The organism is Mesorhizobium sp. M1B.F.Ca.ET.045.04.1.1 (genome assembly GCF_003952465.1).
In the GTDB taxonomy this organism is placed as follows: domain Bacteria; phylum Pseudomonadota; class Alphaproteobacteria; order Rhizobiales; family Rhizobiaceae; genus Mesorhizobium; species Mesorhizobium shonense.
Genome location: NZ_CP034448.1, coordinates 2,173,430 through 2,199,032, shown reverse-complemented (window position 1 = coordinate 2,199,032; position 25,603 = coordinate 2,173,430). Strand labels below are relative to the sequence as shown.

Annotated in this window: 25 protein-coding genes; 15 read left to right on the top strand and 10 right to left on the bottom strand. The window is 64.3% G+C overall.

Features of this window, described 5'->3' with window-relative positions:
• Positions 1-6 precede the first annotated feature (6 nt).
• Positions 7-900, bottom strand: coding sequence for a sugar ABC transporter permease (locus EJ071_RS10755; RefSeq protein WP_126097842.1), 894 nt, complete (start codon positions 898-900; stop codon positions 7-9).
• Between the two features lie 85 nt (positions 901-985).
• Positions 986-2,224: an ABC transporter substrate-binding protein gene (locus EJ071_RS10750; RefSeq protein ID WP_126097841.1), complete on the bottom strand. Its 1,239-nt coding sequence runs from the start codon at positions 2,222-2,224 to the stop codon at positions 986-988.
• A 383-nt stretch (positions 2,225-2,607) separates the two neighbouring features.
• Between EJ071_RS10750 and EJ071_RS10745 the strand changes: the two genes are divergently transcribed.
• Complete coding sequence (locus EJ071_RS10745) at positions 2,608-3,663, top strand: LacI family transcriptional regulator (protein WP_126097840.1); 1,056 nt, start codon at positions 2,608-2,610, stop codon at positions 3,661-3,663.
• A gap of 26 nt (positions 3,664-3,689) precedes the next feature.
• Here the strand turns inward: EJ071_RS10745 and EJ071_RS10740 are convergent, their stop codons facing one another.
• Positions 3,690-4,145 carry a hypothetical protein gene (locus EJ071_RS10740; protein ID WP_126097839.1) on the bottom strand — a complete coding sequence of 152 codons (456 nt, stop codon included), beginning with the start codon at positions 4,143-4,145 and terminating at the stop codon, positions 3,690-3,692.
• A 151-nt stretch (positions 4,146-4,296) separates the two neighbouring features.
• Here EJ071_RS10740 and EJ071_RS10735 point away from each other — a divergent pair, with 151 nt between their 5' ends.
• The gene (locus EJ071_RS10735) at positions 4,297-4,857 is read left to right on the top strand and encodes a TetR/AcrR family transcriptional regulator (RefSeq protein ID WP_245460196.1); all 561 of its coding nucleotides are present in this window, start codon (positions 4,297-4,299) and stop codon (positions 4,855-4,857) included.
• A gap of 23 nt (positions 4,858-4,880) precedes the next feature.
• Here EJ071_RS10735 and gndA read toward each other — a convergent pair whose 3' ends face one another.
• From gndA to EJ071_RS10705, 6 genes are all read right to left on the bottom strand, one after another.
• Complete coding sequence (gene gndA, locus EJ071_RS10730; RefSeq protein WP_126097837.1) at positions 4,881-6,308, bottom strand: NADP-dependent phosphogluconate dehydrogenase; 1,428 nt, start codon at positions 6,306-6,308, stop codon at positions 4,881-4,883.
• 112 nt (positions 6,309-6,420) lie between these two features.
• Positions 6,421-8,055, bottom strand: coding sequence for a copper resistance CopC/CopD family protein (locus EJ071_RS10725; protein WP_126097836.1), 1,635 nt, complete (start codon positions 8,053-8,055; stop codon positions 6,421-6,423).
• Between the two features lie 52 nt (positions 8,056-8,107).
• Positions 8,108-8,626: a YcnI family protein gene (locus EJ071_RS10720; protein WP_126097835.1), complete on the bottom strand. Its 519-nt coding sequence runs from the start codon at positions 8,624-8,626 to the stop codon at positions 8,108-8,110.
• Positions 8,627-8,664: 38 nt separating this feature from the next.
• On the bottom strand, positions 8,665-9,192 hold the full coding sequence (locus EJ071_RS10715) for a copper chaperone PCu(A)C (protein WP_126097834.1): 528 nt from the start codon (positions 9,190-9,192) through the stop codon (positions 8,665-8,667).
• A 94-nt stretch (positions 9,193-9,286) separates the two neighbouring features.
• Complete coding sequence (locus tag EJ071_RS10710) at positions 9,287-9,634, bottom strand: hypothetical protein (RefSeq protein ID WP_126097833.1); 348 nt, start codon at positions 9,632-9,634, stop codon at positions 9,287-9,289.
• Positions 9,635-9,761: 127 nt separating this feature from the next.
• Complete coding sequence (locus tag EJ071_RS10705) at positions 9,762-10,664, bottom strand: GntR family transcriptional regulator (RefSeq protein ID WP_126097832.1); 903 nt, start codon at positions 10,662-10,664, stop codon at positions 9,762-9,764.
• 251 nt (positions 10,665-10,915) lie between these two features.
• Between EJ071_RS10705 and EJ071_RS10700 the strand changes: the two genes are divergently transcribed.
• From EJ071_RS10700 to EJ071_RS10675, 6 genes are all read left to right on the top strand, one after another.
• Positions 10,916-12,421 carry an altronate dehydratase family protein gene (locus EJ071_RS10700; RefSeq protein ID WP_126097831.1) on the top strand — a complete coding sequence of 502 codons (1,506 nt, stop codon included), beginning with the start codon at positions 10,916-10,918 and terminating at the stop codon, positions 12,419-12,421.
• Between the two features lie 44 nt (positions 12,422-12,465).
• Positions 12,466-13,464 (top strand): aldo/keto reductase, encoded by a 999-nt coding sequence (locus tag EJ071_RS10695; protein ID WP_126097830.1) that lies wholly within the window; start codon positions 12,466-12,468, stop codon positions 13,462-13,464.
• A gap of 334 nt (positions 13,465-13,798) precedes the next feature.
• Positions 13,799-14,794, top strand: a complete 996-nt coding sequence (locus EJ071_RS10690) for an ABC transporter substrate-binding protein (RefSeq protein WP_126097829.1) — start codon at positions 13,799-13,801, stop codon at positions 14,792-14,794.
• A gap of 217 nt (positions 14,795-15,011) precedes the next feature.
• Positions 15,012-16,565 (top strand): sugar ABC transporter ATP-binding protein, encoded by a 1,554-nt coding sequence (locus EJ071_RS10685; protein ID WP_126097828.1) that lies wholly within the window; start codon positions 15,012-15,014, stop codon positions 16,563-16,565.
• Entirely contained in the window at positions 16,562-17,527 is a 966-nt protein-coding gene (locus tag EJ071_RS10680; RefSeq protein ID WP_126097827.1) for an ABC transporter permease, read from the top strand. Before EJ071_RS10685 ends, EJ071_RS10680 begins: the two co-directional genes overlap by 4 nt.
• Positions 17,528-17,594: 67 nt before the next feature.
• Positions 17,595-18,611, top strand: coding sequence for a zinc-binding alcohol dehydrogenase family protein (locus EJ071_RS10675; protein ID WP_126097826.1), 1,017 nt, complete (start codon positions 17,595-17,597; stop codon positions 18,609-18,611).
• Positions 18,612-19,017: 406 nt separating this feature from the next.
• Here the strand turns inward: EJ071_RS10675 and phnF are convergent, their stop codons facing one another.
• On the bottom strand, positions 19,018-19,764 hold the full coding sequence (gene phnF, locus EJ071_RS10665; protein ID WP_126097825.1) for a phosphonate metabolism transcriptional regulator PhnF: 747 nt from the start codon (positions 19,762-19,764) through the stop codon (positions 19,018-19,020).
• Between the two features lie 127 nt (positions 19,765-19,891).
• Here phnF and phnG point away from each other — a divergent pair, with 127 nt between their 5' ends.
• The 7 genes from phnG (at position 19,892) to EJ071_RS10630 (ending at position 25,344) form a co-directional block, all read left to right on the top strand.
• Positions 19,892-20,353, top strand: coding sequence for a phosphonate C-P lyase system protein PhnG (phnG, locus tag EJ071_RS10660; protein WP_126097824.1), 462 nt, complete (start codon positions 19,892-19,894; stop codon positions 20,351-20,353).
• Positions 20,353-20,964, top strand: a complete 612-nt coding sequence (gene phnH / locus EJ071_RS10655; protein ID WP_126097823.1) for a phosphonate C-P lyase system protein PhnH — start codon at positions 20,353-20,355, stop codon at positions 20,962-20,964. Before phnG ends, phnH begins: the two co-directional genes overlap by 1 nt.
• Position 20,965: 1 nt before the next feature.
• Positions 20,966-22,078 (top strand): carbon-phosphorus lyase complex subunit PhnI, encoded by a 1,113-nt coding sequence (locus tag EJ071_RS10650; protein WP_126097822.1) that lies wholly within the window; start codon positions 20,966-20,968, stop codon positions 22,076-22,078.
• Positions 22,075-23,034, top strand: coding sequence for an alpha-D-ribose 1-methylphosphonate 5-phosphate C-P-lyase PhnJ (locus tag EJ071_RS10645; RefSeq protein WP_245460195.1), 960 nt, complete (start codon positions 22,075-22,077; stop codon positions 23,032-23,034). The genes EJ071_RS10650 and EJ071_RS10645 overlap by 4 nt, the downstream gene beginning before the upstream one ends.
• A gap of 9 nt (positions 23,035-23,043) precedes the next feature.
• Positions 23,044-23,820: a phosphonate C-P lyase system protein PhnK gene (phnK, locus tag EJ071_RS10640; protein WP_126097821.1), complete on the top strand. Its 777-nt coding sequence runs from the start codon at positions 23,044-23,046 to the stop codon at positions 23,818-23,820.
• Between the two features lie 208 nt (positions 23,821-24,028).
• A complete protein-coding gene (gene phnL / locus EJ071_RS10635) occupies positions 24,029-24,736 on the top strand; it encodes a phosphonate C-P lyase system protein PhnL (RefSeq protein ID WP_126097820.1) in 708 nt (235 codons plus the stop codon).
• Complete coding sequence (locus EJ071_RS10630; protein ID WP_126097819.1) at positions 24,733-25,344, top strand: DapH/DapD/GlmU-related protein; 612 nt, start codon at positions 24,733-24,735, stop codon at positions 25,342-25,344. Before phnL ends, EJ071_RS10630 begins: the two co-directional genes overlap by 4 nt.
• Positions 25,345-25,603: the final 259 nt, after the last annotated feature.

Here is a 25,603-nt window from a genome sequence, read left to right as displayed (position 1 = left end):
GCAATCTCAGCCACGCTTCTTGCCTCCGAATTCGAGATAGGCCCACGGCACGATGACGATCACCACCGAGAGCAGCATCATGGTTGAGGCGGCAAAACCCTGGCCAAGGTTCTGGGCGAAGAACATGTAGTCGTAGACGTATTTTGCCGGCACTTCGGAAGCGATGCCCGGCCCGCCGCTGGTCTGGGCGACGACCAGGTCATAGACCTTGACGATGCCGGCGGCGATGATCACCAGCGTGGTGATGAAGACCGGCCGCATCATCGGGATGACGATGAAGAGATAGGTCTTCCACATCGGTATGCCGTCCACCCTGGCGGCCTTCCAGATGTCCTCGTCGATGCCGCGCAGGCCGGCAAGCATCAGGCACATGATCAGCCCCGTGCCTTGCCAGAGTGCCGCGATCGAAATGCCGTAGATGACGATGCTGGAATTGTAGAGCGGGTCGAAGCTGAAGCTTTCCCAGCCGAGATCGCGCACGACGCGCTGGATGCCGAAATCGGGATTGAGCAGCCACTGCCAGACCAGCCCGGTGACGATGAAGGACAGCGCGAACGGGTAGAGGAAGATGGTGCGGAACGTGTCCTCGAAGCGGATCTTCTGGTCGAGCAGTGCCGCGAGGATGAAGCCGATCACCAGCGAGAACACCAGCGAGATCACGCCGTAGATCAACAGGTTCTCGATCGACACCAGCCAGCGCGGCGTCGCCCACAACCGGTAATACTGGTCGACCCCGACGAAGTTCAGCCGCGGCAGCAGCTTCGAATTGGTGAAGGAATAGAGCACCGTCCAGGCCGTGCCGCCGACGAAGACCACCAGCGCGGTCAGGATCATCGGGATCGATGCGACCTTGGCGTTGAGGTTGCGGAAAATCTGGTTGGGGCGTTCGCTGTTGCTCATCTCGGCAGCCGGGCTGGGACAATGAGGACATCATGCTCCCGACCCCGGATAGGCGGGGGCCGGGAGCTGGCGGGGGCGCCGTTGATCAGTCGGCCGAAGCGATGATGTCGGCAAAGCGCTTCTGCGCCTCTTCGAGGCTCATGTCGGGCTTGGCGAAGAATTCGGAGAACAGATCCTCCTTCTGCTTCTGGCTGTCCTGCGAGAGCAGCTGGTCCGTCCACGGGATGACGGCGCCCTTGGCGAGGATGGCGAGACCCTTCTTCATGCAGTCGTTCGCCGTGTTGAGGTCGACGTCGCCGCGCACCGGCAGCGAGCCCTTCTTGAGATTGAAGGCGACCTGGGTCTTCGGATCGAGCAGTGTCTCGGCCAGAACTTCCTGCGCCTTGGCCTTGTCGGCGTCCTTGAGCAGCGGGAAGTAGAAGGCGTCGCCGCCGGTGGCGATGACCTCGTTCAGGCCGAGGCCCGGCAGGCAGCTATAGTCCTTGCCGGCGGTCTTGCCGGCGACCTGGAACTCGCCCTGCGCCCAGTCGCCCATGATCTGTCCGCCGGCCTTGCCGGTGATGACGAGATTGGTCGCCTGGTTCCAGTCCTGCACATTGGTGTTCTTGGCCATCTTGCGGGCGTCGTCGGCCGCCTTGAACACCTTGGCGATCTCGGGACCGCCGGCGAATTTGGCGTCCTTTTCCTTGTAGACCTTGAGGAAGGCGTCGGTGCCGCCGACCGCGGCGAGCAGCACGTCGAAGGCGCCCGATGCCTGCCAAGGCTGTCCGCCGACGGCCAACGGGATGATGCCGGCCTTTTCCAGCGCCGGAGCGGCCGCCACGAATTCGTTCCAGTCCTTAGGCATCGGCACGCCGGCCTTCTGGAAGGCTTCGTTCGACAGCCAGAGCCACTGCCAGGAATGGATATTGACCGGCACGCAATAGATCTTGCCGTCGATGGTGCAAGAGTCGAGCAGGCTCTTCGGTCGCACGACTTCGGTCCATTTGCCCTTGGTGGCGATGTCGGTGAGGTCGCGCATCAGGCCGGCCTGGACGAGTTCCTCCGCCTGCCGGCCGTGGTTGAACTGGGTGGCGCCCATCGGATCGCCGCCGGTGATGCGGCTGATCATGATCGGCCGCGCCGTGCCGCCGGAGCCGGCGATGGCGCCGTCGACCCAGTGATTGCCGGTCGCATCGAAGGCCTTGGCAAGTTCAGCCACCGCCGCCGCCTCGCCGCCCGAAGTCCACCAATGGGTGACTTCGAGGTCGGTCGCGGCAGCCGGTCCGGCGAAGTTCAGCGCGACCGTCGCGGCGAACGCGGCAGTCAGGAATTTGTATTTCATTTCGGTTCCTCCCAGAATCTGAAACGTTACAGATTTTCGATACGGCAAATGGCCGGCATAGGCAACCCCTCGAATGAACTTGGTCCAAGATTTTTTCGAGGCGCGAACAAAATCCTTCTCCTGGGAGGGCCCAAACACGCTCAGCTTGACCGAATAGCGCCAAAAGCTGCAAGAAACTGAGATTTCTTTGCGATTCCAGTAGCCTTGGACCGACTTCGTCAGCGTTGACCGCGAGGATCGCGGTTTGCCTTCCGGCCTCAGGCGTTGGCAATCTGTAACGTTTCAGTATATTGAACCGTGTCACGGGCTGAAAGCCGCGAAATGTCAACGCGCACGATTGCCGGTAGGCCTCGCGGCTGCTATGCGCCGGATGGGCGGGACGAATGGATAGACGAGCTACCGAGAAGGACGACGAGACGTCGGCCAAGGAACGGCCGACGCTGAAGACGCTTGCCTTCATGACCGGGCTGGGCGTCACGACCGTCTCGCGTGCGCTGAAGGATGCGCCCGAGATCGGCGCCGAGACCAGGCGCCGCGTGCAGCTCGTCGCCAAGCAGATCGGCTACCGGCCGAACCGTGCGGGCGTCAGGCTCAGGACCGGCAAGACCAACGTCATCAGCCTGGTGCTGAACACCGAGCACGAGATCATGAGCTTTGTCTCGGACATCATCTATGGCGTCACGGAGGTGATCGCCGACACGCCCTATCACCTGATCGTCACGCCCTATTCGCGCTCGCAGGATCCGCTGGATCCGGTGCGCTACCTGGTGGAGACGGGCTCGGCCGACGGCGTCATCATTTCACGCACCCAGCCCAACGACCCCAGGGCGCGCTACATGCTGGAGCGCGGCATTCCCTTCGCCACGCATGGCCGCACCGACATGGGGCTGGTGCATCCCTATCATGACTTCGACAACTACGCCTTCGCCGGCGAGGCGGTGCGCCACCTTGTCGGCATGGGCCGTCGACGCCTCGCCTTGGTGACGCCCCCGGTCGGCCTCACCTATTACGGTCATACGGTGAACGGCTTTGCCGATGCGCTGAGCGAAGTCGGCGCCAGCGAAGTGCCGTTCAACACCGTTTCGATCGACCACACGATCGAGCAGATCAGGATGCGGACCGCGCAATTGATGCGACGCGAGAACCGCCCGGACGGCATCGTCTCGAGCGCCGCCGCCGCGACGCTCGCCGTCGTCGCCGGCATCGAGGACGCCGGCCTGAAGCTCGGCCGCGACGTCGACGTGGTTTCGAAACAGTCGTCGGAACTGCTGCACCTGTTCCGCCGGGAACTGCTGGTCGTCAACGAGAATTTCCGGCTCGCCGGCTCCGAGCTCGCCCGCGCGGTGCTCGGCTGGATCGGCGGCGCCGCGCCCGGCTCGCTGCAGTCGCTCAGCACACCGGGCGAGGTCCAGGCCTATCGGCATTCGGGAGACCAGTGACGCTGCGCCTTTCGCGACAGCGATCCTCATGCAAAGGGGTTCAGGTCGGGCTTCGCGGTCATCAACGCGACAATGAGCGCAAAGAGCGTGATCATGGTCAGGCGTCCAACCAGCGCGCGTTTGTCGCCAGCAAAGGCTTTAACCTCGACGGCGGAGACGGCGCCGCGAAGTGCTGTTTGAGCTTGCGTCGCCCATGGGCGCACGAGCTTGTGCTCGACCGCCATCAAGGCAGCGACTAGCGCAACCGACGCCACCAGCCACGGCGTCAGCAGGGACCAGCCGCCAAGAAACACAAGGACGATGCCGGCAAGCACACCGGGGCCCACCAGAAGCCCCGCAAAGCGACTGGCGAAGAAGGCCATTCTGGCCGGCCCTGGCTGCCCTCTTCGGGCAGGAATTAGCAGAAATTCATTCACCACGAACAACAGCAACGCGGCGCACATGGCGTATGCATGGAGTCCCAAAACAATCTCATAGAGCATCTGTCGTCATCCGCATCGTTAGAGCATTGGTGGACATAATGCGAGCGATAGCTCACAATTGTCTACTCGCATCGGAATCGACAGGAACATGCCGCCTAAGCCGCTCACGAACCCAAGGAAAAGCGCCTCTCAGGAGAGGTCGCGCGCGACGGTGGACGCGCTTGTCGAGGCGACCGCTCGCATTTTGGTCCGGGACGGTTTCGACAAGGCCAGCACCAACCGGATCGCCGCGGAGGCCGGCGTGAGCATCGGCTCGCTTTACCAGTATTACCCGTCCAAGGAAGCGCTCGTTGCCGCCGTCATCGATCGTCACAACCAGGATATCATGCAGGTCGTGCGCGCGGCGTTTGCCGAGGTCGCCTTGCAGCCGGTCGAGAAGGCGGCGCGGAAGCTTATTGCCGTCGCGATCGAGGCGCATCGCATCGACCCCAAGCTGCATCGTGTCCTTGCCGAACAGATTCCGCGCACGGGACGCCTCGAAAACGTGGAGGCCTTCAACCGCGAAGCCCATGCCCTCTTCAAGAGCTATCTCGAAAGCCACAGCGACGAGCTACGCGTGGCCGACCCTGGGCTTGCGGCCTTCGTGTGCGTGACTTCGATCGAGGCGCTGGCCCATACCGCCGTGCTGCACAGCTCTGAAAAGCTATCGGATGAAGCGGCCGAAGCGCTCATCGACGAGGCTGCCCGGCTGGTTATCGGATATCTGAAATAGACGTTCCGCGTGAGCGGCGCGTCTCACCCGCTCGCGCCGCTGCCCCACGGCCCGTGGAACGCGCCCTGCTCGCCGATGCGCTCGAAGCCGTGCGCGCCGAAGAAATCGCGCTGCGCCTGGATCAGGTTCGAGGTGCCGCGGCCCTGGCGGTAGCTGTCGAAATAGGCGAGCGCGGAGGACAGCGCCGGCACCGGCGAGCCGGCCTCGGAGGCCCCCGCTACGATGCGCCGCAGCGACGGGTGCGCTTCCTTCATCATCGCGATGAAAGCCGGCGCCATCAGGAGATTGGTGGACGCGCCGCCCGCGCCGAAAGCCTCGGCCATCGTGTCCAGCATCTGCGAGCGGATGATGCAGCCGGCGCGCCAGATCTTGGCGATGGTCGGCATCGGCAGGTTCCAGTTGAACTCCTTCGAGGCGCCGCTCATCACCGCGAAGCCTTGCGCGTAGGCGGCGATCTTGCCGGCGAACAGCGCGAGTTCCAGATCCTTCAAAAGGGCCGCCTTGTCGCCGGAAATCTTCCCGACGCCAATATTGCCATAGGCCTTTTCCGCCGCCTGCCGCTCGTCCTTGATCGACGACAGCACGCGCGCCGCGACCGCAGCCTCGATGGCTGTTGCCGGAATGCCGAGCTGTTGCGCCTCGATGACCGACCATTTGCCGGTGCCTTTCTGACCGGCGCGGTCGAGGATGATGTCGACCACCGGCTTGCCGGTCTTGGGGTCGTCGGCGGCCAGGACCTTGGCGGTGATCTCGATCAGGTAGGAGTTGAGCCGGCCCTTGTTCCAGTCTTCGAAGACCTTGCCGATCTCCTTCGGCCCCATGCCCAGGCCGTCGCGCAGGATGCCGTATATCTCGGCGATCATCTGCATGTCGGCATATTCGATGCCGTTGTGGATGGTCTTGACGAAATGGCCGGCGCCGTCGGTGCCGAGCCAGGCGGCGCAGGGCTCGTCCTTGAACTTGGCCGAGATCGCCTTCAGCACCTTCTCGACGCGCTTCCAGGAATCCTCGGTGCCGCCGACCATGATCGACGGCCCATGGCGCGCGCCCTCCTCGCCGCCCGACACGCCCATGCCGATGAAGGTCAGGCCGGAGCCGGAGAGTTCGGAGAAGCGCCGCATCGTGTCGCGGAAATTGGCGTTGCCGGCATCGATGACGATGTCGTTGTCGGAGAGCACCCCGCGCAGCGCCGCGATCTGCTCGTCGACCGGCTTGCCGGCCAGCACCATGATGATGATCGGCCTCGGCGGCCGGATCGCCGCAGCCAGTTGCTCCAGGCTGTAGCAGGGAACGACCATGTCCTTCAGCGCTCCGGCGCTCTCGACGAAGGCGTCGGTGCGCGATGGCGTGCGGTTGAAGACGGCGATGCGGTGCCCGTGCTCGGCGATGTTGAGCGCCAGGTTGGAGCCCATCGTGCCAAGGCCGATCAGGCCGATTTCGGCTTTTTCCATCGTTTCTTCCCTGCTTTCGAATGCTTTTGTTGAGCCCGTCGATTTGCAGGCGATGATTGACCAGCCTTCGCCGCGGCGTCAACCGCCTCGCCGAATTGTGTCTCGGTCTAGGTTACTGGGCTCTGATATCAATTGGCGCCTCTATCTTCACCATCTCGAAGTCGGAGACCAAAATGTCGAGGCGAGCGTTCCATCGACCGGATATCGGGATGACGAGATTGTCGATCCGCCAGGTGCCGTCGCCGGGTTTCGTCGCCGGCCGCTTGATCGGTTCGATGCCGGAATCCGGCTTCGACAGCACCAGCGTCACCTGCTTGGCATCGAGCGGGCCGAAATCGCCCGTCATCACGACGATCGAAGCCGCGACCTGTCCCGCATGGCCGGGCGTGATGCTGAGATCGGCCATCGCCTTCAGCGTGTGGATGTGGACCGACACCGGCTGCGCCGCGGCGATCGCCAGCGCGCGCGGCGGCGGCGTGAAGCGCCAGCCGGCGGCGACGCCGAAGACGGCGAGCGCGATCAGCATCTCGATGCCGATCGAACGCACCAGCCGCCGCTGCACTTCGGTGTCGCCCGCCTCGGCTGGGGCGGTCAGCGTCCACCGGTTGACGGAGGCCAGCGTGAACAGGAACAACAGCAAGGCCAGTTTCAACAGCAGCAGGCGGCCATAGGCGGTGTTGATCAGCGCCGCAGGCTCCCGCACCTGGATAACCGACATCACGATACCGCTTGCGGCAAGCACGGCAACGACGGGCAGGATCGTGCGCGAGAACCGGCGCAGGAAAACCTTCGCTTCAGCCGGCTGGTGTCGCAAAACGAGGCCGAGCGGCGCCAGCGCGCCCGTCCAAAAGGCAATGGCTGTGCCGTGCAGGAACACCAAAGGCCGCATCAGCCATTGCGGCTCGGCCGCACTTGCATGTCCGCTGGCGGCAAGCGCTAAGCCCACGCCGACAAGTCCTGCCAGCGCAAGCAGCTTGCGAGAAGCGCCCGGTGCGACAAGGGACAGCAATGCCAGCCCAAGCGCGATCAAGCCAACCAGCACGGTCCAACTGAAGCTGGTTTCAATCGCGGTCTGCCAGACGACCGGCGCCGCGAACCGGACGAGCGGCGCGCCGAGCGAGTCCAGTCCCTGCAAGCCAAGCGAAAACGGGGCGGCGGCCAGCCCGCAGAGCAGAGCGCCGATGACGAAGCGCTGGCCGCAGCGGCGGTATTCGGCGAGCCAGGCGAGAGAGAAGGCGCCGCCGACGCCGAGAAAGAGGCCGGCATAGAGGAAGAACTTTCCGATCCAGATCATCGTGCGCAGCGACCAGTCGACGGTTTCACCGGCGACAGGCGCCGCGGTTGGCGCGCCGACGGAAAACAGCGCCGAACCGCCGACCGGATGGCCGTCCTCCGAAATCACCCGCCAGCTCAGCACATGCGTGCCCGATTTGAGCGTCTCGGGATTATCGATCTCGACGGTCCGTTCCGTGAGACGGAATGAGGTCAGCGCAAGCCGCGTGCCGTCCGGTCGCACGAGAGTGAGGACCAATGGCGAGACCGGCTCACTGAAGGTCAGCGAGAAATGCGCAGGATTCTGCATCAGCACGGTGCCGTCGGCCGGATCGGTTGCGACCAGGGCCGCATGCGCGAAGGCGCGGCAAGGCGAGACCAGCAGCGCGATCAGCACGAAGGCCGCCACCAGGCTACTGGTGACTGGGCTGATGCGGGTGCCGCTCAGGCGGGCGGGGAAAATTGCTGCGTTCATGCGGTCTTTCGAGAAGCGATGGCGCGCCCGAATAGGACGCGCCATCAAGAGATCATTTCTTCGGCAGCAATTTGATGCCGGGCGCCGGATTTTCCAGCGCATCCTCATCCTGGCCCGCCGCCGGAATTTCGATCCAACGAGCGGCGGCATCGCCGCATTCCTGCACCACCGGGAAATAGAGCATCTGGCCGGCCGGCAGATCGGCCGCGAGGGACGCGCGGAAGACGAACTCGTCATAGAAGTCGTCAGGCAAATTGCCGCCGCTCCAGTCGACCTCCTTGACGCCGGTGGTCAGCGTCTCGCCATAGAGCTGGTACGACTTTTCGTATCTGCCCTTCTTGGTCTGCAGCGTCCAGCCGGGCTTCGGCATCGGCTTCACCGAAATGACGCCTTCCGGAATCTGCACCCGCACCGCTGTCGTCGCCTTGCCTTCACAGCCATGCGGCACCCGCAAGACAGCCTTGTAGGTCGAGCCGACGGCCGCTTCCTGGGTTTCGAGCGTAATGTGAGCGAGCGCGGCATTGGTGCCAAGCGCGCAAAGCGCGCCCACCGCCAAAAGATACTTTTTCATGAATTGTCCCTCTGATTTCGAATTGGCGGATGGCGGATTCACTCGGCGTGATCGTCCATACCACCCATTTCGCCCATGCCTTCGACGGCGAACTCGACGGTGACGCTGCCGGCCTTCTCGAAGGTCAAAGTGGCCGGGAATTTCTCGCCCTGCTTGGGCTGCCGCTTGAGGCCGACGAACATCAGGTGGTAGCCGCCGGGCTTCAGCTCGACCTTGCCACCGGCCGGAATTTCCAGCCCGCCGCTGACCGGCCGCATGGTCATGACGCCGTCCTTGACGCCCATCTCATGCAGTTCGGCCTTGTCGGAGACCTCGGAGGAAATCGACTGCAGCCGGTCGGGCGCGCTGCCCTTGTTGGTCACGGTGAAATAGCCGCCGGCCACCTTGGCGCCGGGCGGCGTCGCGCGCGACCACGGGTGCCCGATTTCCAGGTCGCCGGCCTTGAATTCATGCGCGATGGCACCGGGAACGCAGGCGAGCAGGAGAAGGAGGGCGAACACGGCAAGGCTGAAGTGTTCGAAGCCGCGCTGAGCATGCGCACGCGCTGCAAGAAGAAAACTGGACATGGTTGCTCCATGGATACGAGGTCGCGCCGTCATCCGGTCGCGAGCAGTCTGACTTGGATGAATGCACCCGCGAAAGGTTCCGCGGGTCGTGCCGTCAGACCGTAGCCGGCGGCGCGCGCGGATTGGCCGGAGAGCGGTCGCGGGCGAAATCGAGATGCCGGAAGGCGGGAAGCTGGAAAGCGACCGCCTCGAAAACGAGTGTTCTGGCTAACGCGCCGGCATCTTGCGGCGGCATATGCGCCGGCGATACCATGCTGCAGCCAAGCGAGCAGCAGGTCGGCATATGCTGCCGAGGCGGATCGCCGCCTGGAAGCTTGACCGCCCCTTCATGTGTACAGATGACGTTGCCGAAGGCATCGAGCTGCGAAGGCGCGCCGAAGGCAAAGGCGCCGAGTGCCGACTGGACCAACAGCAGCAGCGCCGCGACGAACGCGGCTGGCATGCTCCATCGTCTCAGCCGGATATCCAACAGACTGCCTCTTCCAAGCAAGTTGACAGACCCTAGCATGCGGGCAGCAACCGGAAAATCGGCAAAACCATCCTGCGGCAACGCGGCGCGATGTGCCGCATCAGGCAGGCTGTACCTGCCGCCCTTCCGGAATGGAGCTCAGCAGCGTCTGGCGCGCCGACTTCAGATGCTTTCGGCAAGCGGCATCCACCTTGCCGGGATCGCGCGATTTCAGCGCCACGATATAGGCCAGATGCTCCTGGACCGCGACCTCATTGCGCTCACGTTCCTGCGCCTTGTTCCACTGGTAGTGGTAATGGAAGATCATCGCGATCACATCGTAGAAATCGACGATGAAGCGGTTGTGCGAGGCGCGGTGGATCAGCCGGTGGAAGCGCTCGTCGAGCTCGGAGAATTCGTTGAAGCGGGTGGCGATCTCGCCGGCCAGTTGGCGGTGCTCCTCCTCCAGCCTGTCGAGATCGGCCCAGACCGCGCTCTCTTCCGGCAGCGCGACGAAAGCGGCAGCCGAGCGCAGCTCGAACATTTCGCGGATTTCGGTCAGCTCCAGCGCGAAAGCGCGGGTGAAGCCCTTCAGCACCCAGTGGCTGTTGCGTCGCTTTTCGATCAGGCCGAAGCGCGAGAAGCGGATCAGGAATTCGCGCACGCTGGTGGTGCCGACGCCGATCTCGCGCGCCAGCTCCAGCTCGTTGAGCTGCATGCCGGCTTCGGCGCCTTCGGCAAGCAGCCGGCGCATGAAGGAGCGCTCGATGATTTCGGCCAGCGAATCGGTCTCTTCCTCGGGAAAGAAATCTTCCGGCTTCGGCGCCCGCAGCACGGTCTTGTTGCGCTTGTTCCAGGCGATCAGCCCGGTCTCCTCCATGCGCGAAAGGATGCTGCGCACCGTGGTGCGGCTGACGCCGAGCAGCGTCCCAAGCTCCGGCTCCGACGGCAGGCTCTTGGTTTCATCGAGCAGCCGCAAGCCGCGGTTGAAGGCGTCCTTGTAGACGTTGTTGCTCTTCGACATGCCCCGTATCCCCAACGCTTGCGGCGGCCCGCCGGAAGCGCGATATGATCGGTGTTCCTAGCGCAAGCCTCCAAAAGCGGAACGGCTTTCGCCGGCTTGCCGAACGAGCAATTGCGCACCGAAAGAACGCGCGCCGCTCGCGGTGAAAAAACAATTGACGCAAAAATGTTTTTTCACGATAAAAGACATTATCCTCAAACGGGCGCATGTCAATCCGCCCACATTCCCAGGACTACCCAGGACAGCCGCCCGTGAACGCCGCAAACACCATCCTTCTTTCCCCCGCCGACAATGTCGCGGTCGCCAATGGCCGCATCGAGATCGGCACGGCCTTGCCCGGCGGCGCGGTTGCCGTGGCAGCGATAGACCCCGGCCACAAGGTGGCGATCAAGCCGATCGCGGCCGGCGAAGCGGTGGTGAAATATGCGCAGGCAATCGGCCGCGCAACGCAGGACATCGCGCCGGGCGAGCATGTCCACTCGCACAATCTGGTGTTCGAGAGCGGGCGCTTGCCGGTGGTGCCGCCGAGCGCGGCCGAGCATGCCACCGAGGCCGACCGCAAGCGCACCTTCATGGGCTATCGCCGCGCCGACGGCCGCGCGGGAACGCGCAACTTCATCGGCATTGTCGCCAGCGTCAATTGCTCGTCCACCGTCTGCCATGCCATCGCCGACGAGGCCAACCGCACGCTTTTGCCCAAATATCCCGGCATCGACGGCTTCGTGCCGATCGTGCACGGCCAAGGCTGCGGCATGAGCGCCACCGGCGACGGCATGATGGTTCTGCATCGCACGCTCGCCGGCTATGCGCGCCACCCGAATTTCGGCGGCGTGCTGATGGTGGGGCTGGGCTGCGAGGTCAACCAGCTCACGCTTTACGGCCAGAAAGGCGTCGCGGCGGGAAAACGCCACTTCAATATCCAGGAAGCCGGCGGCTCGCGAAAATCCGTCGAGAAGGCGATGGGCGTGCTGGCGGAGATCGCCGAGGAAGTGGGCCAGTTGAAGCGCGAGCCGATCCCGGTCAGCGAGATCGTCGTCGGCCTGCAATGCGGCGGCTCGGACGGCATGTCCGGCATCACCGCCAACCCGGCGCTGGGTGCCGCGGTCGACATCCTCGCCGGCGTCGGCGGCATAGGCATTCTGTCCGAGACCACCGAGATTTACGGAGCCGAGCATCTGCTCGCCTACCGCGCCGCCTCGCCGGAAATCGCCGCCAAGCTCGACAGCTATGTCAAGTGGTGGGAAGACCATACTGCCAAGCACGGCGCCTCGATCGACAACAACCCCTCGCCCGGCAACAAGCGCGGCGGTCTGACCACGATCCTGGAGAAGTCGCTGGGCGCGGTCGCGAAGGGCGGCCAGACGCCGCTCAACGGCGTCTTCGGCTATGCCGAAAAGGTCAGCGGCAGCGGCCTGGTGTTCATGGACACGCCCGGCTACGACCCGGTCTCGGCCACTGGCCAGGTCGCCGGCGGCGCCAACGTCATCGTCTTCACCACCGGCCGCGGCTCCTGCTTCGGCTGCCGGCCGACACCGTCGATCAAGGTCGCCACCAACTCGACCATGTACCACCAGATGGAGGAGGACATGGACGTCAATTGCGGCGTCATCGCCTCAGGCGAGAAGACCATCGCCGGCATGGGCCGCGAGATCTTCGAGCTGATCATCGAGACGGCGTCCGGCCGCAAGACCAAGAGCGAGGCGTTCGGCTACGGCGATAACGAGTTCGTGCCCTGGCACCTCGGCGCAACGCTCTAAGTATTTCAAAACATCGGCCGGGCGAACGGCAAGGGGAGGCTTTGATGAACAAACGCCGGATCGGCACGACTGCGCTCGAAGTGACCGAAATCAGCTTCGGCGGCGCAGCGATCGGCGGGCTTTATCGCGCCTGTCCGCGCGAACCCGCGATGGAAACGCTGCAGACGGCCTGGGATGGCGGCCTGCGCTATTTCGACACCGCGCCCTTCTACGGCTTCGGCCTGTCGGAGCGCCGGACCGGCGACTTCCTGCGCGAGAAGCCGCGCTCGTCTTATGTGCTCTCGACCAAGGTCGGGCGCCTGTTCCGGCCGGTGCCGGAGGACCAGGTTCCCGATCACTCCTATGTCGATCCGCTGCCCTTCGCGCTCGACTACGACTATTCCTATGACGGCATCATGCGCTCAGTGGATTTTTCCTACGCGCGGCTCGGCCTCAACAGAATAGACATCCTGTTCGTCCACGACATCGGCATCTACACGCATGGCGTCGAGGCGACGAAAATCCATTTCCGCCAGCTCATGGATGGCGGACTGAAAGCGCTGGAAGAACTGAAGTCATCCGGCACGATCTCAGCCTACGGCCTCGGCGTCAACGAGGTGCAAATCTGCGTCGACGTGCTCAGCCGCGCGCCGCTCGACTGCATCCTGCTCGCCAGCCGCTATTCGCTGCTCGACCGCAGCGCCGAGCCCGAATTGCTGCCGCTCTGCCGCACAAGGCAGACATCGCTGATCATCGGCGGTGTCTTCAACTCGGGCATATTGGCGACGGGCCCGGTGCACGGCGCGCATTTCGATTATCTGCCGGCGAGCAAGGATATCCTCGACCGGGTCGGCGCGATGGAAAGGATCGCCGCGGAAGGCGGCTACCCGCTGGCCGCCGCCGCGTTCCAGTTTCCACTGCATGAGCCGGTCGTCGCCTCGGTGCTGACCGGCACGGCCAAGCCCGCCAATCTGACGCGCAACCTCGAACTGCTCGACATCGAGGTGCCAGCGGCTGAGTTCGCCAAATACGACCCTTACACGGTCGTCCAGCAGCTCGGTTGAGATGCCGATGGCTACGTGCTTGTTGGCACGTGTCGGCTTCACAATCGTGCGATTTCCCGAATCGGAATGAATATTCCACATTGACATAATTATGGAATTGACGTTCCATATTGGAAGGGAGGATCGGAAGCATCTGGGTGCCGCATAGGAGGAGCCGGCGAAGCGGACGCGCCGGCCGGCACCACGCAAAAGACATCAGACACCGCTTGCATCGGCCGGATCGATGCACTATCAAAAGGCGGCAAATGTTTTTTATTGATAAAGTTCTGTTTGGCTCGCGCCTGTCCAGATGGAGCTTCCGAACCTTCACCAGGCGACCTTAGGGAGGAACCTAATGAAATTCGTGACCAGCCTTCTCAACCGCCGCGCCTTCGTGGCTCTCGCCGCCGCCTCGATGCTCGCGGGCGCGATGCATTCCGCACCAGCCTCGGCGGCCGACGTGACCATCCCGATCATCGTCAAGGACACCACCTCCTTCTACTGGCAGATCGTGCTGGCCGGCGCGCGCAAGGCCGGCAAGGACCTCGGCATCAACGTGCCGGAGCTCGGCGCGCAGGCTGAGACCGATGTCAACGGCCAGATCTCGATCCTCGAGAACGCCGTCGCCGGCAATCCCGCTGCGGTCGTGATCGCGCCGACCGAGGCCAAGGCGCTCGGCAAGCCGATCGACGAGGCGGCTTCCAAGGTCAAGGTCATCGGCATCGACTCCAGCGCCGAATCCAAGGCCTTCACCTCCTTCCTGACCACCGACAACGTCCAGGGCGGCCGCGTCGCGGCTGACGGTCTGGCGGCGGCGATCGGCGCGGCCAATGGCGGTAAGGTCGAGGGCAAGGTTGCGCTGATCACCGCGCTGCCTGGCGCCGGCTCGCTCGAGCAGCGCGCGCAAGGGTTCAAGGAAGAGCTCAAGGCGAAATATCCCGGCCTCGAGCTCGTCGCCGACAAATATGCCGACGGTCAGGCCACGACCGGCCTCAACATCGCGACCGACCTGATCACCGCCAATCCGGACCTCAAGGGCATCTTCGCCTCGAACCTGATCATGGCGCAGGGCGTCGGCCAGGCGATCGCCGAGAACAGCCTTGCAGGCAAGGTAGCGCTGATCGGCTTCGACAGTGACGAGAAGCTGATCAAGTTCCTCAACGACGGCGTCATCTCCGGCCTCGTCGTCCAGGATCCGTACCGGATGGGTTACGACGGCATCAAGACCGCGCTCGCCGCCTCGAAGGGCGAGAAGGTCGAGGCCAATGTCGACACCGGCGCCAACCTCGTCACCAAGGACAACATGAAGGATGCGAAGATCGACGCGCTGCTCAACCCGAAGCTTAACTGAGCGGCATCGCGACAATCGTTTCCGGGGCCTCGCCGCCCCGGAAACATCCACCGCAAGCGGTTTGGAAATTCGTCGGCTTGCCCTGCGCAATTCCAGGAAAAGTGTGTAGCGGTTTTCCGTACGGAATTGCGTAAACTAGCTTTAGGCTCCGCCAACAAGATGCGCGCCAGACGCATCGCTGCGTACCCAACGGTTGAGATCGATCTGGAGGACTGTCATGACGTCGACGGCGCAGGAACTGCACCCCGCACCAACGCTGGAGCCCGGCCGGACGATCCTGGAACTCAAAGGGCTCGAAAAGCGCTATCCCGGCACGCATGCGCTGAAGCCGGTGGACCTTGCCTTCAAGGCAGCCGAGATCCACGCCATCGTCGGCGAGAACGGCGCCGGCAAATCGACGCTCATCAAACTTTTGACCGGCGTCATGCCGCGCACCTCCGGCGAGGTGATCTGGGAAGGCAAGGCGGAAGCGCTGGCCACGCCGCATGAGGCGATGGCGCTCGGCATCAATGCCGTCCATCAGGAGGTCGTGCTCTGTCGCCACCTCACCGTCGCCGCCAACATGTTCCTCGGCGAGGAGAATTCGCGCTTCGGTCTGCTGCAGCAGCGCGCCATGGTGAAGGAAGCGCAGAAGATCATCGACGGGCTGGGCTTCGACCTGCCGGCGCATGTCATGCTCGGCGACCTCACCATCGGCCAGCAGCAGCTGATCGCCGCAGCCCGCGCCACGGTGCGCGGCACCAAGTTCCTGATCTTCGACGAGCCGACCGCCTATCTCACCCGCAAGGAAGCCGACCAGCTCTTCAAGCTGATCCGCCGGCTGAAGGGCGAAGGCGTCACCATCATCTATATCAGCCACCGCATGGAGGAGGTCTTCGAGCTTGCCGACCGCGTTTCGGTGCTGCGCGACGGCACCCTCGTCGGCACCCGGAAGATCGCCGAGACCAACGAGCCGGAACTGGTCAAGCTGATGATCAACCGCTCGATCGAGCAGATCTATCACAAGGAGCATTTCACGCCGGGCGCGACGATCGTCGAGACGCGGAGCCTCTCGGGCAAGGGTTTCGAGAACGTTTCGGTGACCGTCCGCGCCGGCGAGATCGTCGGCCTTTACGGCCTGATCGGCGCCGGCCGCAGCGAGTTCGTCACCACGCTCTACGGCCGTCACAGGAAGTCGGCCGGCCAGATTTTTTGGCAAGGCAAGGAGGTGCAGGTCAATTCCGAGCATGATGCTATAAGGCTCGGTATGGCGCTGGCGCCGGAAAGCCGCCGCGACCAGGGCCTTTGCCTCAACCTGCCGGTCGGCATGAACCTCAACCTGCCGATCTACAAGCGCATATCGAGCAATCTTCTGATCTCCGGCGCACGCGAGAAGGCCGAAGCCGACCGCCAGATCGCCGATCTCAGGATCAAGACGCCGACGCGCAACGCGCTGGCCTCCAGCCTGTCGGGCGGCAACCAGCAGAAGATCGTCATCGGCAAATGGCTGGCGCATGGCGCCAAGCTGTTCATCTTCGACGAGCCGACGGTGGGCGTCGATGTCGGCACCAAGGCCGAGATCTACCGCCTGTTCTCGACGCTTTTGTCCAAGGGCGCCGGCATCATCCTGATCTCGTCCTATCTGCCGGAAGTCTATGAGCTCGCCGACACGCTGCATGTGTTCCGGCGCGGCAAGCTGGTCGCCACGCATGGTTTCCGCACCGCCAGCCACGAGGACATTTTGGGTCAGGCGCTGGCCGAGAAACAAGAAAAGTCGGGAGGACAAAAATGAGCACCGAGGCGATCCCCGCCGAAAAACCCAAGCGCAATTTCAATGCCTTGTTCGGGCTGACGCTGCTTGGCCTTTTGCTGCTGATGTGGATCGTGCTGGCTCTCGCCACGCCTTCCTTCGCCACGGCGCTCAACATCACCAATCTTCTGCGCCAGGGCTCGCTGATCGCCATCCTCGCCGTCGGCCAGACCTTCGTCATCATCACCGGCGGCATCGACCTTTCCGTCGGTGCCGTGGTCGGTTTCACTACAGTCGTCGTCGCGCTACTGATCAACGCCGGCTGGCCGATCTGGGCGGCTGTGCTGATCACCCTGCTGGTCGGCGTCGCCATCGGCCTCTTCCACGGTTTCGGCATCGTCAAGATGGGCCTGCCGCCCTTCATCATCACTTTGGCCACCATGACGTCGCTGCGCGGCATCGGTCTCCTGATGACCAACGGCAACTCGATCTCGATCAACAGCGATTCGTTCCAGGCCTTCTCGCGCGGTTCGCTGCTCGGCATCCCCTACCTCTTCTGGATGGTGATCCTGGTCGCGATACCGTCCTACGTTTTCCTGCACCACACGCGCTGGGGCCGCTATTTGTTCTCGGTCGGCTCCAACGCCGAGGCCGCGCGCCTGTCCGGCGTCAACGTGCCGCGCACCATCTTCATGGCCTATATCCTGTCGGGCCTGCTGGCGGCCTTCGTCGGCGTGCTCTTGGCGTCCCGCATCGGTATCGGCAATCCGACGCAGGGCGACACCTATGAACTGCAGGCCATCGCCTCGTCGGTGATCGGCGGCACCTCGCTGTTCGGCGCCATCGGCTCGGTGCACGGTCCGCTGATCGGCTCCTTCATCCTTTCCACGATCAACAACGGCGCCAACCTGCTCAACGTCAACACCTTCTGGCAGCGCGTCATCACCGGTGTCTTGATCATCGTCATCGTCTACTTCGACGGCCTGCGCCGTCGCGGCAAATAGTCCCTGAAATGACGCGCCGGCCTGATCGACCGATGGGCCGGCGCTCTCTTGAATACTGGATCAGCGCATGAAAGCCGTCGTCTGCCGCTCGCCCGGCGACCTTGTTCTCGAAGACCGCGCCGCGCCCGGCGCGCCGCCGCCCGGCTGGGCGCGGGTGGCGGTCAGCCATGTCGGCATCTGCGGCACCGACTACCACATCTTCGAAGGCAAGCACCCTTTCCTCGCCTATCCGCGCATCATGGGCCACGAGGTTTCGGGCACAGTCGTGGAAAGCGGTGAAGGCGTCGACCTTCCCGTCGGCGAGCCGGTGATCATCAATCCCTATCTCGCCTGCGGCAAATGCATCGCCTGCCGGCACGACAAGCCGAACTGCTGCGTCAGGATCGAGGTGCTTGGCGTACACCGCGACGGCGCCATGTGCGACGAGATCCTGGTGCCGGCCGAGAATCTTTACCCGGCAAACGGCCTGACGCTGGCCGATGCGGCCGCGGTCGAATTCCTGGCGATCGGCGCGCACGCCGTTCGGCGTTCGCTTGGTGCGCAAGGCGCGCGCACGCTGGTCATCGGCGCCGGTCCGATCGGACTCGGTACAGCGATCTTCGCGCGCATTGCCGGGTTTAACGTCAGCCTGCTCGACATGAGCACGGAACGGCTCGGTTTCGCAGAAGGCGCGCTCGGCTTTGCCGCGCTCGACGGTTCGAAAGCACCAGCGACCGACCTGGTACGGGAGGCGACGAGCGGCGAAGGCTTCGACCTGGTCTTCGACGCCACCGGCAACACGCAGTCGGTAGAGTCGGCCTTCGCCCATGTCGCACATGGCGGCACGCTGGTGCTGGTCAGCGTCGTCAAGGACGACATCACCTTCTCCGATCCCGAGTTCCACAAACGCGAGATGACGCTGGTCGGCAGCCGCAATGCGCTCCGTGCCGATTTCGACCACGTCGCCGCCTCGATCCGCAATGGTGCGGTGCCGCTCGGGAAACTCGTCACGCATCGCACGACGCTCGCCGGAACGCCGCGCGATCTCGCGCGATGGGCGCATGAGAAGTCGGGATTGATCAAGGCGGTTATCGAGGTTGGGTGAGACGCTGGTTCGCAGGTCGGCTTGCGTCGGCGATTGGCGGAAAACGCCAAGGGAGTCGTCCTAGGGTGAAGCAAGGGGCGAAGACTCTGGGACCCTATGACTTCAGAACGCCTCAGCAGCGCAGCACTCCGAAACGCTGGCGGGACAGCACCCCCCTCTGTCCTGCCGGACATCTCCTCCGCAAGGGGGGAGATCGGATGTTGCGCGGCTTTCGCCAATTGTCGACGTCGAAGAAGGGCGCGGCGCTTAAGCTGCCAATCTCCCCCCTTGCAGGGGAGATGTCCGGCAGGACAGAGGGGGGTGTGAAAGAACGCGGCGTCACAGTACCTTTCTTAATCGTCTTTATCCAAGGGATCTCCGCGACGGAGCTTCGCTCCTGCTACGCCCCGGATGACGACGTCGAAGGCTAATCGTTCGCCGAAAGCCTGAGTTCCACCCGCTCCGCGGGAAAGCGCGACTCCGCGAACTGGATCGGCTGGCCGTCGAGCGTGACGTTGACCGCAACCGCCACCAGCACGATGGCGCCAGGCTGCAAATCCAGTGCGGCAAGATCGTCGGCATCGGCATGACGGGCCGACAACACCGTCGAGTGCCTCAGATAGTCGTTGATGCCGAAGCGCTTGAGCGAGGCGGTGATCGATCCCGTCTCCGCCATCGCGGCCTCGATGCCGGCGAAGCGCTTGGCGTCGAACCAGGTCGTCGCCCGCGACACCGGATGCCCGTCGGCCTCGCCGCGCGTTTCCAGCCGGATCACCGCTGCCCCCCTGGCGATCCCGAGCGCCTCGGCGATGCGCCGGTTGGCCGGCTCGGTCGAGGACGACAACAGAGCGATGTGGCGCTCGGTCGTCTGTCCCTGCAGCCCGGTCGAAAAGCGTGTGCGGGCGCCGATCGGATAGGACAGCCGCTTGCGCGATAAGACGAAGGTGCCGCGCCCCTGCTCGGCCTTGAGCACGCCGTCCTGCACCAGGGCTGCAATGGCGCTGCGCACCGTATGGCGATTGACGCCGTAGCGTTCCGCCAGCGCGACCTCGGGCGGCAGCGCCGCGTTCTCGGCGAAATCGCCGCTCGCGATCCCCTGCAATATCTTGTCGGCGATCTGGCGCCACAGCGACACGCCGCTGCGCCTTTCAATGCTGCTCGCAATTCCGATCATTTCCCCGCCGCCAAACTTTTACGCTCCTTTGTCATCCACCCGTCATGGACTCTCGCTAGGTGATGAGTATAATTTGTATAGTTGTCTATATCAATAGATAAATTATCTTCATGCGAGGAGTGAAGCCATGCGAGGACAGGAAGCGCGCGAGCAGGCCGAGCGGAAGGCTATGATGGCGACGCTGGCGCATGCGGCGGCCGATGAAATCACGCGTCTTTGGAACGGCTCCGGCCTGCCCTCCGAGGCCGAACTGCTGCGCGGCCCGGAAACCGGGCTGGTGACGGTGCGCGGGCGGATCGGCGGCGGCGGCGCGCCCTTCAATGTCGGCGAGGCGACGGTCACCCGCGCCACCGTGCGGCTGCCCTCCGGACAGGTCGGCCATTCCTATGCGCTCGGCCGCGACAAGGGGAAGGCGAAGCTCGCGGCAATAGCCGACGCGCTCTGGCAGGACCCGGCTCATCGCGAGGCGGTCGAGAGAAAACTGGTCGCGCCGTTGCGCGCGGTGCTCGAGGCGGCGCACGAGAAGCGGCGTGTCGAGACGGCGGCCACGAAGGTCGATTTCTTCACCATGGTGCGCGGAGAGGACTGATGGACATCGCCACGCAATCGATCGAAGGCGGCTTCGTCGATCCCGTCTTCAACGCTCAAGTCGTGTTTCGCGCCATCATGGATGCGATGGCGCGCCCCGGCAGCGTGCAGGCCCTGCCGCCGCTCGCCCATCCGCCGGCGCCGCTGTCGGCGACCGCCGGCGCCGTGGCGCTTTCGCTCTGCGACAACGACACGCCGATCTGGCTCGATCCACGGCTGCAGGCGGAAGCTTCCGTCAAGGCCTGGCTCGGCTTCCACACCGGCGCGCCCTTGGCCAACACGCCGGCCGATGCCCATTTCGCTTTGATCGCCAATCCGGCGGAGATGGCGGCGCTCGACGGCTTTTCGCAAGGCACGCAGGAATATCCCGACCGCTCGACGACGCTGATCCTGTTGGTCGACGATCTCGCCTCCGGTCCGTCGCTGCTGCTTGAAGGGCCGGGCATCGAGAAGACCGCGATGATCGCGCCGACAGCCATGCCGCGCCATTTCGTCGAGCAGTGGAAGCAGAACAACCAGCGGTTCCCGCGCGGCGTCGACATCGTCCTCGCGGCGCCCGGCAGCCTCGCCTGCCTGCCGCGCACCACCCGCATCAAGACGATGGAGGCATGACATGTATGTCGCGGTGAAAGGTGGCGAAGCCGCAATTGCCAATGCGCACCGCCTGCTTGCCGATCGCCGGCGCGGCGACCGCTCGGTGCCTGCGCTGCGCCTCGACCAGATCGTCGAGCAGCTGGCGCTTGGCGTCGACCGGGTGATGAGCGAGGGCTCGCTCTATGACCGCGAGCTTGCGGCTTTAGCCGTCGTCCAGGCCCGCGGCGACATGATCGAGGCGATCTTCCTGGTGCGCGCCTACCGCACCACGCTGCCGCGCTTCGGCTACACCAGTCCGGTCGACACCGGCGCCATGCAGGTCGAGCGGCGCGTGTCGGCCACCTACAAGGATCTGCCCGGCGGCCAGGTGCTCGGCCCGACCTTCGACTACACCCATCGCCTGCTCGACCCCGAGCTTGCCGTCGGCGCCGATGTCGAGGCGCCCGCGCAGCGTCCGGCCGAAGCCGAAGCCATGCCGCGCGTTTCCGCGATCCTCGCCCATGAAGGGCTGATCGAGGCCGATGGGGAGATGCCGCTGGACCATGTGCCCGGCGACATCACGCGCGAGCCGCTGCAGTTCCCGATGGCGCGCGACATCCGCCTGCAAGCGCTGTCACGCGGCGACGAGGGGTTCCTGCTGGCGCTCGGCTATTCGACGCAGCGCGGCTATGCCCGCAACCATCCCTTCGTCGGCGAGATCCGCATCGGCGAGGTCGAGCTGGAGCTTGATGTGCCGGAGTTGCCTTTCGCCGTGCCGCTCGGTTCCATCCGCGTCACCGAATGCCAGATGGTCAACCAGTTCAAGGGCTCGGCCAAGGCGCCGCCGCAATTCACCCGCGGCTATGGCCTGGTCTTCGGCCAGAGCGAGCGCAAGGCGATGGCCATGGCGCTCTGCGACCGGGCGCTGCGCGCGAGCGAGCTCGGCGAGGATGTGATTGCCGCCGCGCAGGACGAGGAGTTCGTCATCTCGCACTCCGACAATGTCCAGGCAACGGGCTTCGTCGAGCATCTGAAGCTGCCGCACTATGTCGACTTCCAGGCCGAGCTCGACCTCGTGCGCCGCATGCGCGCCGAATACGAGGCGCGCGATAATGAAGACAAGGCCGAGGAGAAGAGGGAGGCCGCGGAATGACAGCGCAACCGACAGAGATCGCCACCTACAACTTCGCCTATCTCGACGAACAGACCAAGCGGATGATCCGCCGCGCCATCCTGAAGGGCATTGCCATTCCCGGCTACCAGGTGCCCTTCGCCTCGCGCGAGATGCCGATGCCTTACGGCTGGGGCACAGGCGGCGTTCAGGTCACCGCCTCGATCATCGGTCCGGATGACGTGCTGAAGGTCATCGACCAGGGCGCCGACGACACCACCAACGCCGTCTCGATCCGCGCCTTCTTCAAGAAGGTCGCCAACGTCGCCGTCACCACCGAGACGGCGAAGGCCACCATCATCCAGACCCGTCACCGCATCCCCGAACATCCGCTCGATGCCGGCCAGGTGCTGGTCTTCCAGGTGCCGATCCCCGAGCCGCTGCGTTTCCTTGAGCCGCGCGAGACCGAGACCCGCAAGATGCATGCGCTCGAGGAATACGGCCTCATGCATGTGAAGCTCTATGAGGACATCGCCAGGCACGGCCGCATCGCCACCACCTACGCCTATCCGGTCAAGGTCGAGGGCCGCTATGTGATGGACCCCTCGCCGACGCCCAAATTCGACAATCCGAAGATGCACCGTTCCCCGGCCCTGCAGCTTTTCGGCGCCGGCCGCGAGAAGCGCATCTACGCGGTGCCGCCCTTCACCGACGTCGTCAGCCTCGATTTCGAGGATCATCCCTTCGAGGTGCAGACCTTCGACCAGCCCTGCGCGCTTTGCGGCGCCGAGAACGTCTACCTCGACGAGGTCATCCTCGACGACCATGGCGGGCACATGTTCGTCTGTTCCGACACCGATCACTGCGAGAAGCGGCGCGCCGATCCTACCTCCTCCTTGTGGGGAGGTAGCGCCGAAGGCGCGGGTGGGGGTGATGGCGAATTCCTCTCAACCCCCACGCCGGCGCTGCGCGCCGACCCTCCCCACAAGGGAGGGTAAGGAGGCAAAATGACCGACGAACCGCTGCTGCGCGTTTCAGCGCTTTCCAAGTTCTACGGCTCGCGCGTCGGCTGCGAGGACATCTCCTTCGACCTCTGGCCGGGCGAGGTGCTGGCGGTGGTCGGCGAGTCCGGCTCGGGCAAGACGACGTTGCTCAACTGCCTGTCCACCAGGCTGCTGCCGTCGTCCGGCACGGCGAGCTACCGCATGCGCGATGGCCAGTGGCGCGAGCTCTACCGCATGAGCGAGGCAGAGCGCCGTTTCCTGATGCGCACCGACTGGGGCTTTGTGCATCAGAACCCTGCGGACGGCCTGCGCATGACCGTATCGGCCGGCGCCAATGTCGGCGAGAGGCTGATGGCGGTCGGCGACCGCCACTACGGCAAGATCCGCGCCACCGCAGTGGACTGGCTGTCGCGGGTCGAGATCGACGAGGACCGCATCGACGACGAGCCGCGCGCCTTTTCCGGCGGCATGCGCCAGCGCCTGCAGATCGCCCGCAACCTGGTGACGGGACCGCGGCTGGTGTTCATGGACGAGCCGACCGGCGGCCTCGACGTCTCGGTGCAGGCGCGCCTGCTCGACCTGTTGCGCGGCCTGGTCACCGATCTCGGCCTCGCGGCCGTCGTCGTCACCCACGATCTCGCCGTTGCGCGGCTTCTGTCGCAGCGCATGATGGTGATGAAGGACGGCCGCGTCGTCGAAAGCGGCCTCACCGACCGCGTGCTCGACGACCCGCGCGCGCCTTACACCCAGTTGCTCGTTTCTTCGATCTTGCAGGTGTGATGATGGCGCCAAGTCACCCCCCTCTGGCCTGCCGGCCATCTCCCCCTCAAGGGGGGAGATCGACGGCTTTCATGTCCCGCTCATTCTGCAACGCGGGAGAGTGGCGAAACCGAATGCGACAGCCGATCTCCCCCCTAGAGGGGGAGATGTCCGGCAGGACAGAGGGGGGCGCTGTCCCGCTAACGGATGACAATTGGAGGATTTTCTGATGGCCACCCCTCTCGTCGTTTCCGATGTCGCCAAAAGCTTCACCATGCATCTGCGTGACGGCGTCACGCTGCCGGTGGTGGCGGGCGTCTCCTTCTCGATCCGCGCCGGCGAGTGCGCCGTGCTCGGCGGCCCATCCGGCGCGGGAAAAAGCTCGATCCTGAAGATGCTCTACGGCAACTATGCCGTCGACGAGGGCCAGATCATCGTCCAGCATGAGGGCGGGCTGATCGATCTCGCCTCCGCCAGTCCGCGCACCGTGCTTGCCGTGCGCCGCCGCACCATCGGCTATGTCAGCCAGTTCCTGCGCACCGTGCCGCGCGTTTCGGCGCTCGACGTCGTCGCCGAGCCGCTGGTCGAGCGCGGCGAGGACAGGGAAGGCGCGCGGGAGAAAGCACGCATCTTGCTTGCGCAGCTCAATTTGCCGGAAAAGCTCTGGGCCCTGCCGCCGGCGACCTTCTCCGGCGGCGAGCAGCAGCGCGTCAACATCGCGCGTGGCTTCATCACCGAGCATCCGATCCTTTTGCTCGACGAGCCGACCGCTTCGCTCGACGCGAGGAACCGCGATGTGGTGGTCGAGCTCATCGCCGCCAAAAAGGCGGCGGGCGTCGCCCTGCTCGGCATCTTTCACGACCAGGATGTGCGCGACGCGGTGGCCGACCGCATCATCGACGTCACCGCCTTCGCCGCGGGCAGGATCGCCGCATGAGGAAGCTTTCGGAGACGCCGCTGGTCCACGAGACGGCGCAGGTCGAGAACTCCAAGCTCGGCCGCTGGACCGAGATCGCCGAGCGCAGCCGCATCTCGGAAAGCGAGCTTGGCGATTATTCCTACATGATGCAGGACTGCGCCGTCTGGTGCACGACCATTCGAAAATTCTCCAACATCGCGGCAAGCGTGCGCATCAACGCCACCAACCACCCGACCTGGCGGCCGACACTGCATCACTTCACCTACCGCGCCTCGGACTACTGGGACGATGCCGAGCACGAGAGCGAGTTCTTCGCAGAGCGCCGCGCCAGACGGGTCACCATCGGCCACGACACCTGGCTCGGCCACGGCTCGACCATCCTGCCCGGCGTGACCGTCGGCGATGGCGCCGCGGTCGGCGCGGGCGTCGTGGTATCGAAGGATGTCGCGCCTTACACCATCGTTGCCGGCGTGCCGGCGAAACCGATCCGCGAACGTTTCGACCGCCGCACCGCCGAGCGCTACCAGGCGCTCGCCTGGTGGGACTGGGACCATGCAAGGCTGCGTGCCGCGCTCGATGATTTCCGCGAGCTGGAGGCGGAGGCGTTTCTGGAGAAGTACGGTTGACGCCAGTGATGTTTTTGTCGAATTAGTATCCGCGCAAATTTGCGCGGTGGAGCACATGTGTGAGCCCTATTTTCGCAATACCTCTTTTCATTGGACTGGCGTTAATCGCATTGGGAATTTGGATGGTGAGACTTGGAGTTACGCGCTGGGGACAATCTGACAAAGTCTCGGCAATAACATTGGTAATTTTGGGTTTTGTTTTGTTGGCAGCAGCCATAGCTCCGCTCTATATCTTGTGGTTCCTCGCGAACCTTACAGG

Coding starts and splice junctions, on each gene's coding strand:
- EJ071_RS10755 (WP_126097842.1), bottom strand. CDS start 900: ATGAGCAACAGCGAACGCCCCAACCAGATTTTCCGCAACCTCAACGCC.
- EJ071_RS10645 (WP_245460195.1), top strand. CDS start 22,075: ATGACAGCGCAACCGACAGAGATCGCCACCTACAACTTCGCCTATCTC.
- phnL (WP_126097820.1), top strand. CDS start 24,029: ATGGCCACCCCTCTCGTCGTTTCCGATGTCGCCAAAAGCTTCACCATG.
- EJ071_RS10725 (WP_126097836.1), bottom strand. CDS start 8,055: ATGAACGCAGCAATTTTCCCCGCCCGCCTGAGCGGCACCCGCATCAGC.
- phnG (WP_126097824.1), top strand. CDS start 19,892: ATGCGAGGACAGGAAGCGCGCGAGCAGGCCGAGCGGAAGGCTATGATG.
- phnK (WP_126097821.1), top strand. CDS start 23,044: ATGACCGACGAACCGCTGCTGCGCGTTTCAGCGCTTTCCAAGTTCTAC.
- EJ071_RS10705 (WP_126097832.1), bottom strand. CDS start 10,664: ATGTCGAAGAGCAACAACGTCTACAAGGACGCCTTCAACCGCGGCTTG.
- EJ071_RS10650 (WP_126097822.1), top strand. CDS start 20,966: ATGTATGTCGCGGTGAAAGGTGGCGAAGCCGCAATTGCCAATGCGCAC.
- EJ071_RS10710 (WP_126097833.1), bottom strand. CDS start 9,634: ATGCCAGCCGCGTTCGTCGCGGCGCTGCTGCTGTTGGTCCAGTCGGCA.
- EJ071_RS10740 (WP_126097839.1), bottom strand. CDS start 4,145: ATGCTCTATGAGATTGTTTTGGGACTCCATGCATACGCCATGTGCGCC.
- EJ071_RS10630 (WP_126097819.1), top strand. CDS start 24,733: ATGAGGAAGCTTTCGGAGACGCCGCTGGTCCACGAGACGGCGCAGGTC.
- gndA (WP_126097837.1), bottom strand. CDS start 6,308: ATGGAAAAAGCCGAAATCGGCCTGATCGGCCTTGGCACGATGGGCTCC.
- EJ071_RS10690 (WP_126097829.1), top strand. CDS start 13,799: ATGAAATTCGTGACCAGCCTTCTCAACCGCCGCGCCTTCGTGGCTCTC.
- phnF (WP_126097825.1), bottom strand. CDS start 19,764: ATGATCGGAATTGCGAGCAGCATTGAAAGGCGCAGCGGCGTGTCGCTG.
- EJ071_RS10745 (WP_126097840.1), top strand. CDS start 2,608: ATGGATAGACGAGCTACCGAGAAGGACGACGAGACGTCGGCCAAGGAA.
- EJ071_RS10720 (WP_126097835.1), bottom strand. CDS start 8,626: ATGAAAAAGTATCTTTTGGCGGTGGGCGCGCTTTGCGCGCTTGGCACC.
- EJ071_RS10680 (WP_126097827.1), top strand. CDS start 16,562: ATGAGCACCGAGGCGATCCCCGCCGAAAAACCCAAGCGCAATTTCAAT.
- EJ071_RS10675 (WP_126097826.1), top strand. CDS start 17,595: ATGAAAGCCGTCGTCTGCCGCTCGCCCGGCGACCTTGTTCTCGAAGAC.
- EJ071_RS10695 (WP_126097830.1), top strand. CDS start 12,466: ATGAACAAACGCCGGATCGGCACGACTGCGCTCGAAGTGACCGAAATC.
- EJ071_RS10715 (WP_126097834.1), bottom strand. CDS start 9,192: ATGTCCAGTTTTCTTCTTGCAGCGCGTGCGCATGCTCAGCGCGGCTTC.
- phnH (WP_126097823.1), top strand. CDS start 20,353: ATGGACATCGCCACGCAATCGATCGAAGGCGGCTTCGTCGATCCCGTC.
- EJ071_RS10685 (WP_126097828.1), top strand. CDS start 15,012: ATGACGTCGACGGCGCAGGAACTGCACCCCGCACCAACGCTGGAGCCC.
- EJ071_RS10750 (WP_126097841.1), bottom strand. CDS start 2,224: ATGAAATACAAATTCCTGACTGCCGCGTTCGCCGCGACGGTCGCGCTG.